Annotated in this window: 10 protein-coding genes; 9 read left to right on the top strand and 1 reads right to left on the bottom strand. The window is 72.4% G+C overall.

Going from position 1 to position 8,770, the window contains the following annotated elements; translation table 11 throughout:
- Positions 1-282 precede the first annotated feature (282 nt).
- Both ABZZ17_RS11080 and ABZZ17_RS11085 read left to right on the top strand, forming a co-directional pair.
- Positions 283-579 (top strand): DUF4193 domain-containing protein, encoded by a 297-nt coding sequence (locus tag ABZZ17_RS11080; protein WP_356874364.1) that lies wholly within the window; start codon positions 283-285, stop codon positions 577-579.
- Positions 580-589: 10 nt separating this feature from the next.
- Positions 590-1,522, top strand: a complete 933-nt coding sequence (locus ABZZ17_RS11085) for a hypothetical protein (RefSeq protein WP_356874366.1) — start codon at positions 590-592, stop codon at positions 1,520-1,522.
- Between the two features lie 32 nt (positions 1,523-1,554).
- Here the strand turns inward: ABZZ17_RS11085 and ABZZ17_RS11090 are convergent, their stop codons facing one another.
- Positions 1,555-2,025: a DUF3093 domain-containing protein gene (locus tag ABZZ17_RS11090; protein WP_356874368.1), complete on the bottom strand. Its 471-nt coding sequence runs from the start codon at positions 2,023-2,025 to the stop codon at positions 1,555-1,557.
- Between the two features lie 58 nt (positions 2,026-2,083).
- Between ABZZ17_RS11090 and ABZZ17_RS11095 the strand changes: the two genes are divergently transcribed.
- The 7 genes from ABZZ17_RS11095 to ABZZ17_RS11125 all read left to right on the top strand — a co-directional run bounded on the left by ABZZ17_RS11095 (position 2,084) and on the right by ABZZ17_RS11125 (position 8,651).
- Positions 2,084-2,668, top strand: a complete 585-nt coding sequence (locus ABZZ17_RS11095) for a PaaI family thioesterase (protein ID WP_356874370.1) — start codon at positions 2,084-2,086, stop codon at positions 2,666-2,668.
- Positions 2,668-3,204 (top strand): dUTP diphosphatase, encoded by a 537-nt coding sequence (gene dut / locus ABZZ17_RS11100; RefSeq protein ID WP_356874372.1) that lies wholly within the window; start codon positions 2,668-2,670, stop codon positions 3,202-3,204. Before ABZZ17_RS11095 ends, dut begins: the two co-directional genes overlap by 1 nt.
- 1 nt (position 3,205) lies before the next feature.
- Positions 3,206-3,988 carry a DUF3710 domain-containing protein gene (locus ABZZ17_RS11105; protein ID WP_356874374.1) on the top strand — a complete coding sequence of 261 codons (783 nt, stop codon included), beginning with the start codon at positions 3,206-3,208 and terminating at the stop codon, positions 3,986-3,988.
- Positions 3,989-4,168: 180 nt separating this feature from the next.
- Complete coding sequence (locus ABZZ17_RS11110; RefSeq protein ID WP_356874376.1) at positions 4,169-6,778, top strand: sensor histidine kinase KdpD; 2,610 nt, start codon at positions 4,169-4,171, stop codon at positions 6,776-6,778.
- Positions 6,775-7,461: a response regulator gene (locus ABZZ17_RS11115; RefSeq protein ID WP_356874378.1), complete on the top strand. Its 687-nt coding sequence runs from the start codon at positions 6,775-6,777 to the stop codon at positions 7,459-7,461. Before ABZZ17_RS11110 ends, ABZZ17_RS11115 begins: the two co-directional genes overlap by 4 nt.
- A 24-nt stretch (positions 7,462-7,485) precedes the next feature.
- A complete protein-coding gene (locus ABZZ17_RS11120; RefSeq protein WP_356874380.1) occupies positions 7,486-7,905 on the top strand; it encodes an OB-fold nucleic acid binding domain-containing protein in 420 nt (139 codons plus the stop codon).
- 2 nt (positions 7,906-7,907) lie between these two features.
- On the top strand, positions 7,908-8,651 hold the full coding sequence (locus ABZZ17_RS11125) for a DUF3159 domain-containing protein (protein WP_356874382.1): 744 nt from the start codon (positions 7,908-7,910) through the stop codon (positions 8,649-8,651).
- Positions 8,652-8,770 lie beyond the last annotated feature (119 nt).

Below are 8,770 nucleotides of genomic sequence, written 5' to 3' on the forward strand. Positions count from 1 at the left end.
AGTGACCCCTGGGCGGCCGGAAAGCCCGGGAAGTCCGGGTTTCCGGCCCCCCTGATGGCGGGAAATACACGGGGTGGCGTTTGTGCAAGACGGCCCCCGGACCGTGTACGGTCCCGGTCGTCATCCCAGCCACAAGCTCCTTCGGGCGTGCGGCTGGGTGTCGATTGAGTAACAGACCTTGATGTGAGGCAAAATCTCCGCCTCAGGTCGGGCACAAGTCCGGCCTCTCGCGCGTTACGTGCGCTGAGACACCGCTAAATCCCAGAGGGGGAGAGCGAAAAAATGGCAACGGACTACGACACCCCACGCAAGACCGACGACGACGTCGACAACGACAGCATTGAGGAGCTGAAGGCCCGGCGCAGCGAGAAGACGTCGTCGAGCGTCGACGTCGACGACTTCGACGGCGCCGAGAGCCTCGAACTGCCCGGCGCGGACCTTTCCAACGAGGAACTGGCCGTCCGGGTCCTTCCCAAGCAGGCCGATGAGTTCACCTGCATGAGCTGCTTCCTGGTGCACCACCGCAGCCAGCTGGCACGCGAGAAGAACGGCCAGCCGATCTGCCGCGACTGCGACTGAGGCCTCGGCCGTGACGGGCTCGACGCCATTTCGGAAGCGACGCTTCCGTAAATCCGGCGGTCAGGCGGAGACGCAGGCGGCAGCCACGGACCCGGAAACGGGTCCTGGGGCCTCCGGCGGCTCGGCCCTCGAGAAGACTGCCGTGCCCAGCGACACCGCCGCGGCGGTGCCGTCGGTCACGGACGCTGACGAACAGCCCCGGCACCGGTCCGGGGCACGTCCGGTGCAAGCCGTCAGGAACGGTGTGCGCAAGGGCGGCGAGAGCGCGAAGGCCGCCGCCCTGTACATCACCGACTGGATCATCGAGAACGCACCGCGCGTTCCGGTCCGGGACCTCGCGACCCTGCGCAGGCAGTTCCCGGACCTGGGTCCCGATCAGCTTGCCGACAAGCTGATCACCGGGGCCGCCAACGGCACCTCGACCGTGGGCGCGGGCATCGGCGCCGCGGCGATGCTGCCGGTTCCGCCCGCCATGCCGGCGGAGCTGGCCGCCGAGATCACCGGCGTGGCCGTGATCGAGCTGAAGCTCATCGCCGAACTCCACGAGGTCTACGGACTCCGCCCCGGCGGGAACCTGAAGGACCGCAGCCTCGCCTACCTCACGTCGTGGACGGAGGAGCGCGGGGTCGACCTGACCAAGCCGACGACGCTCAACGCGGCGCTGGGCGGTCAGATGAAGCGCGAACTGCGCCAACAGATCATGAAGCGGATGTTCCGCAGCCTGCCGAACCTGATGCCGTTCATGGTGGGCGCCGCCGTCGGCGCCGTCATGAACCGCCGGGACACCAGGAAAGTCGCCGAGAAGGTGCGTGGGGACCTGCGCGCCCGGGCCGTGCCGTGGGATGCCCTCCCGGCCCTCCCGCCCCTGGAGCGGCCCCCTGGGCCCCTTCCCGAGGCCGCCAGGGCCGCACTGGAAGGCCGCCCGATGCACCCCCGCGACTGAGACGGTCCCCGAGGCGGGCCGGCCCGTGCCGTTCAGGCCCCGGCGGGGCCGCTCTTCGCCGCGCGGATCGCCGCCGACAGGGCCTGCGGCTCGCGGGTGGACAGGTACACGTACGGGGTCGGGTCCGCCGGGTCCGTCACCTCGACGCGGACCGCCGTCGGGACGTAGCTGCGCATCAGCATGAAGGCGCGGGTGTCGGCCTTGTACGTGCGCCAGGCGCGGGCCTCCTCCGCCTCCAGCACCTCGGGCTCGCCCAGGGCCGTCACCGGGATCCGGGCGGTGCCCGCCGCGAGGGAGCCGTTCACCACGCGCACGCGCGCGGAGCCGTACGAACTGACCAGCAGCCCCGTCAGCGCCGTGCCGCCCACCAGCCCCGCGAGCAGCGGCGTCGTCCCGAGCGGGAACAGCATCAGCGCGCACGCGATGCCGGCCAGCACGGCGATGCCCCACCAGGAGCGGGGGGCGGACAGGCGTTCGTCGTGGTGCGCGGGGGAGAGCTGCATACGGGCAAGCCTGCCACGAGGCGACCGGCGGGTAGCCGCGCGGGTAAGGTCAGCGGCTGTGAGTGGACGAAACACAGCGTTGACGCCCCCGGCCGACGCCGCCGCACCGGTCCGGCACCCCGACGCACCGGCCCCCGGCGAGCTCCTCGGCGCGCACTACGAGCACTGTTTCGGCTGCGGCGGGGGACAGCCGCACGGCCTCCACCTGGAGGCCCGCGCCGGAGAGGGCGTCCGCGTCACCGCGGAGTTCACCGTGAAGCCCGCTCATCAGGGTGCACCCGGCCTCGCCCACGGCGGCGTCCTGGCCACCGCGCTCGACGAGACGCTGGGCTCCCTGAACTGGCTGCTGCGCGTCATAGCCGTGACCGGCCGCCTGGAGACCGACTTCGTCCGCCCCGTGCCCGTGGACACCGTGCTGTACCTGGAGGCGGAGGTCACCGCCGTGGCCGGGCGGAAGATCTACTCCAGCGCCGTCGGCCGCACAGGCGGCCCGCAGGGCCCGGTCGCGGTGCGCGCCGACGCCCTGTTCATCGAAGTGAAGGTCGACCACTTCATCGACAACGGTCGGCCCGAGGAGATCCGGGCGGCGATGGCCGACCCGGACCAGGTCAGGCGCGCACGCGCCTTCGAGGTGAACCCCTGATGTCCCAGAACACCCATGCGCCCGTCGACGTGCTGATCCGCCGCGTCGACCCCGAGGTGCCCCTGCCCGCCTACGGTCACCCCGGTGACGCCGGCTGCGACCTGGTGACCACCGCGGCCGCGGAACTGGAGCCCGGGGAGCGGGCCGTCCTGCCCACCGGCGTCTCCATCGCCCTGCCCGACGGGTACGCCGCCTTCGTGCACCCCCGCTCCGGCCTGGCCGCACGCTGCGGGCTCGCGCTCGTGAATGCCCCGGGGACGGTGGATGCCGGGTACCGTGGGGAAATCAAGGTGATCGTGGTCAATCTCGACCCGCGCGAGAGCGTCAGGTTCGAGCGTTTCGACCGCATTGCCCAGCTGGTTGTCCAGCGGGTCGAGAAGGTGCGCTTCCACGAGGTGGAGGAGCTTCCCGGCTCGGCCCGGGCCGACGGGGGGTTCGGCTCCACCGGCGGTCATGCGGCCGTGGCCGGATCCGGCGCTGGTCAGCAGGGTGGGAATGGCTACGCTTCGGTCGTAACCGACCGGGAAGGACAGTGACGTGTTCGGACGTCGCAAGAAGAACGACTCCGTCAAGGACGGCGGCGCGGCCGAGCAGGTCGACGGCGTGCGCGCCGATGAGCCGGACGACGCCGGCGAGCCCGACTCCGCGAAGCCGCGCAGGATGAACCTGCCCCCGGCCCCGCGGCCCGACGGCCCGTGGGACGTCTCCGAGGTGCTCGGAAACCCGGCCGACGGCCGGGTCGACCTGGGCGGCATCCTCGTGCCCGGTGTCGAGGGCATGGAACTGCGCGTCGAGGTCGCCGGTGACGCGATCGTGGCCGCGACCGTGGTCCTCGGCGACAGCGCCGTGCAGCTGCAGGCCTTCGCCGCCCCCAAGAAGGAGGGCATCTGGGGCGAGGTCCGCGACGAGATCGCCTCGGGCATCACCCAGCAGGGCGGCATCATCGACGAGGTCGAGGGCCCCCTGGGCTGGGAACTGCGGGCCCAGGTGCCCGTACCCCTGCCGGACGGCCAGACCGGCGCCCAGCTGGTGCGCTTCGTCGGCGTCGACGGCCCCCGCTGGTTCCTGCGCGGCGTCATTTCCGGCCAGGGCGCGGTGCGCCCCGAGTCGGCCGGCGTGCTGGAGCAGATCTTCCGGGACACCGTCGTCCTGCGCGGCGACGGCCCCATGGCCCCGCGTGACCCGATCGTCCTGAAGCTGCCGAACGACGCCCAGATGGTGCCGGACGGCGTGCAGACGGCCGAGGACCAGGAGAGCTCCCGCTTCTCCGGCGGCATGGGCCAGCTGGAGCGCGGCCCGGAGATCACCGAGGTCCGCTGACCCCGCGAGCGGCAGACGACGGGCGGGTCCGGCTCCCTGCGGGGGCGGGGCCCGCCCGTCCGCGTACCGGGCGGGGCGGGCCCGTGCGGCCGGTCGCGTCCGCGTCAGGGTTGCGTCAGGGATGGGCGTACGGCGGGCCGTCAGTGCGTGAACGGCGGGAACGTCCCCGAGAATGAGCCCATGGGACGCGGCAGGCTAAGGATCTATCTCGGCGCGGCACCCGGTGTGGGCAAGACGTACGCGATGCTCTCGGAAGGCCACCGCCGGGTGGAGCGGGGCGGCGACTGCGTCGTCGGCTTCGTCGAACACCACGGGCGGCCGCGCACCGAGGTGATGCTGCACGGACTCGAACAGGTGCCGCGCAGGGAACTGGTCCACCGCGGCGCCGCCTTCACGGAGATGGACGTGGACGCGCTGCTCGCCCGCCGTCCCGCCGTCGCGCTGGTGGACGAGCTCGCGCACACCAACGTGCCCGGCTCGCGCAACGCCAAGCGCTGGCAGGACGTGGAGGAACTCCTGCGCGCCGGCATCGACGTCGTGTCCACCGTGAACATCCAGCACCTGGAGTCCCTCGGGGACGTGGTCGAGTCGATCACGGGCGTGCGGCAGCGGGAGACCGTGCCGGACGAGGTGGTGCGGCGGGCCGACCAGGTCGAGCTGGTCGACATGTCCCCGCAGGCCCTGCGCCGCCGGATGGCGCACGGCAACATATACAAGCCCGACAAGGTCGACGCGGCCCTGTCCAACTACTTCCGGCCGGGCAACCTCACCGCGCTGCGCGAACTCGCGCTGCTGTGGGTGGCCGACCGGGCCGACGAGTACCTCCAGCAGTACCGGGGCGAGCACGACATCCGCTCCACCTGGCAGGCGCGCGAGCGGATCGTCGTCGGACTCACCGGCGGGCCGGAGGGGCGCACCCTGATCCGGCGGGCCTCCCGGATGGCCGCGAAGGGCTCCGGCAGCGAGATCCTGGCGGTCTACATCGCCCGCAGCGACGGCCTGACCTCGGCCTCCCCGAAGGAGCTCGCGGTCCAGCGGACCCTGGTCGAGGACCTCGGCGGAACGTTTCACCACGTCATCGGGGACAACATCCCGGAGGCGCTCCTCGCCTTCGCCCGCGGCGTCAACGCCACCCAGGTCGTCCTCGGCTCCAGCCGCCGCAAGGCCTGGCAGTACGTCCTCGGCCCCGGCGTCGGCGCGACCGTGGCCCGCGACTCGGGACCCGACCTCGACGTCCACATCGTCACCCACGAGGAGGTCGCCAAGGGGCGCGGACTGCCCGTGACCCGCTCGGCCGCCCGCCTCGGCAGGCCGCGCATCGTGGCGGGCTGGCTGGTCGGAGCGCTGTTCCCGGTCCTGCTGTGCCTCCTGCTGACCCACATCGACGCCGATCCCGGCCTCGCCAACGACATGCTGCTCTTCCTGGCGCTGACGGTGACGGCCGCGCTGCTCGGCGGACTCTGGCCCGCCCTCGCCTCCGCCGCCATCGGCTCCCTGCTGCTGAACTGGTTCTTCGCTCCCCCGCTGCACCGGCTCACCGTCTCCGACCCCCGGAACATCATGGCCATCGCGGTCTTCTTCGGGGTCGCCGTGTCGGTCGCCTCCGTGGTCGACCTCGCCGCCCGGCGCACCCACCAGGCCGCGCGGCTGCGCGCCGAGTCCGAGATCCTCTCCTTCCTGGCCGGGAGCGTGCTGCGGGGGGAGACCGCCCTGGACGCGCTGCTGGAGCGCGTACGGGAGACGTTCGCGATGGAGTCCGTGGCCCTGCTGGAGCGGCAGGGCGACGTCGAGCCCTGGACCCGGGCCGGGAGCGTCGGCCCCAGCCCGGCGGCCCGCCCCGAGGACGCCGACGTGGACATGCCGATCGGCGACCACATGGCGCTGGCCCTGTCCGGGCGGGTACTGCCCGCGGAGGACCGCCGGGTCCTCGGCGCCTTCGCCGCCCAGGCCGCCGTCGTACTGGACCGCCAGCGGCTGGTCGGAGAGGCCGAGGAGGCCCGCCGGCTGGCCGAGGGCAACCGGATCCGGACCGCCCTGCTGGCCGCCGTCAGCCATGACCTGCGTACGCCGCTCGCCTCCATCAAGGCGTCCGTCAGCTCGCTGCGCTCCGACGACGTGGACTGGTCCGAGGAGGACCGCGCCGAACTGCTGGAGGGGATCGAGGACGGCGCCGACCGGCTCGACCACCTGGTGGGGAACCTGCTCGACATGTCCCGGCTCCAGACCGGGACCGTCACCCCGCTGATCCGGGAGATCGACCTCGACGAGGTGGTCCCAATGGCGCTGGGCGGCGTACCGGAGGACAGCGTGCTGCTCGACGTGCCCGAAACCCTGCCCATGGTGGCCGTGGACCCGGGGCTGCTGGAGCGCGCCGTGGCCAACGTGGTCGAGAACGCCGTCAAGTACAGCCCGCCCGGGCAGGCCGTGCTGGTCGCGGCCAGCTTCCTCGGCGACCGCGTCGAGGTGCGGGTCGTGGACCGCGGCCCCGGGGTCCCGGACGAGGCCAAGGACCGCATCTTCGCCCCCTTCCAGCGCTACGGCGACGCCCCCCGCGGCGCCGGAGTGGGCCTCGGGCTCGCGGTGGCCCGCGGCTTCGCCGAGGCCATGGACGGCAGCCTCGCCGCCGAGGACACCCCCGGGGGCGGACTGACCATGGTGCTCACCCTCCGCGCCGCCGGCCGCGACCGCCCGCCGCCGGACACCCCGCAGACGGAGACCGGAACCGGAGCCGGACCCCTCCGCGTGGACACGGCAGCACACCCCGAACGACAGAAAGCAGGACCCCGATGACCCGGGTGCTCGTGGTGGACGACGAACCGCAGATCGTCCGGGCCCTCGTGATCAACCTCAAGGCGCGCAAGTACGAGGTCGACGCGGCCGCCGACGGAGCGGGCGCCCTGGAACTCGCGGCCGCCCGCCACCCCGACGTGGTCGTCCTCGACCTGGGCCTGCCCGACATGGACGGCATCGAGGTGATCAAGGGGCTGCGCGGCTGGACCCGCGTCCCGATCCTCGTCCTCTCCGCCCGCCACACCTCCGACGAGAAGGTCGAGGCGCTGGACGCGGGCGCCGACGACTACGTCACCAAACCCTTCGGCATGGACGAACTGCTCGCCCGGCTGCGCGCCGCCGTCCGCCGGGCCGAGCCCACCCCCGGCGCCGGGGAGGGCGAGGTAGTCGTGGAGACGGAGGGGTTCACCGTGGACCTGGCCGCGAAGAAGGCGGTGCGCGCGGGGCGCGACGTACGCCTCACCCCCACCGAGTGGCACCTGCTGGAGGTGCTGGTGCGCAACGGCGGCAAGCTCGTCAGCCAGAAGCAGCTCCTCCAGGAGGTGTGGGGGCCCTCCTACGGCACGGAGACCAACTACCTGCGCGTCTACATGGCCCAGCTGCGCCGCAAGCTGGAGGCGGACCCCTCGCACCCGCGGCACTTCATCACCGAACCGGGCATGGGATACCGCTTCGAGAGGTAGCGGGGGCGCCGGTACGCTTCCTGTATGAGTGCTGAACCGCGTCCCGAGAAGCCCGCGAAACCGGCCAGGCCGGCGGGCCGGTTCCGCCGGATGATAGAGCGGCTTTCCACCTCCCAGGAGGAGCTGCATTCGGCGGAACTGCAGGAGGACGCAGAAGCCGCGGGGTGCCTGCGGATCTGCGACTGCCACGACCGCCAGATAGTCAAGGTGACGGGAACCCTGCGTACCGTCACCCTGCGGCCGCGAGCGGGCGTACCGGCCCTGGAGGCGGAACTGTTCGACGGCTCGGCGGCACTCGACGTGGTGTGGCTCGGGCGTCGCTCGATCGTGGGAATCGAGCCCGGGCGGCGCATGATCGCCTCCGGGCGGATCTCGATGAGTCATGGGCGCCGGGTGCTCTTCAACCCGAAGTACGAACTCCGACCGCTCGGACAGGAGCACTGACGGTGACGTCACTCGACAAACCCACCCCGCCGGCCGCGCCGGAAGGCCCGTCGGCGGCCGACCAGAGCGCCGTGACCCAGGCGGCGCTCTTCGACGCCTTCGGCGGCATCCGGGGCACCGTGGAGACGATGCTCCCCGGCCTGCTCTTCGTGATGATCTACACGATCAACAAGGACGTGAAGCTGTCCGCCATCGCGGCGGGCGCGGTGGCCGTCCTCCTGGTGGTCGTGCGGCTGCTGCGCAAGGACACCGTCAAGCACGCCTTCAGCGGCGTCTTCGGCGTCGGCGTCGGCGTGGCCTTCGCGCTCTTCACCGGCAGCGCCAAGGGCTTCTACCTGCCCGGCATGATCTACGGCGCCGGCCTGGGCGTGGCCTTCACGGTCTCCGCGCTGGTCGGGTTCCCGCTGCTCGGCGTGGTCCTGGGGCCGGTGTTCAAGGAGAACCTGTCCTGGCGCACCCGCAATCCCGGACGGAAGAAGGCGTACACGAAGGCCAGCCTCGCCTGGGGCCTGATCTTCCTCGCCAAGTACGCGATCCTCTTCCCGCTGTACTGGTGGGGCGACGCCACCCAGCTCGGCTGGGTGCTGATCGCCCTGAAGCTCCCGCCGATGGTGCTGGCCGTGTACTTCACCTGGCTCTTCCTCGCGAAGGCGCCGCCGCCGATCGACGTGATCGCCGAGTACGAGGCCGAAGAGGCCGCGGAGAAGGCCGCCAAGGCCGCCGCCGCCCGGGAGCGCGGGGTCTGACCCGCGCCCGACCGTCACGCACGCCGAAGGGGCGGAGCAGCTGCGAAGCCGCTCCGCCCCTTCGGGGTGGGGGGCGGCGGTCGGGGCGGCCCGGAGCGCGGGGGCCCGCGGGCGTGCTG

The organism is Streptomyces sp. NPDC006512, from assembly GCF_040611935.1.
Taxonomy (GTDB): Bacteria; Actinomycetota; Actinomycetes; order Streptomycetales; family Streptomycetaceae; genus Streptomyces.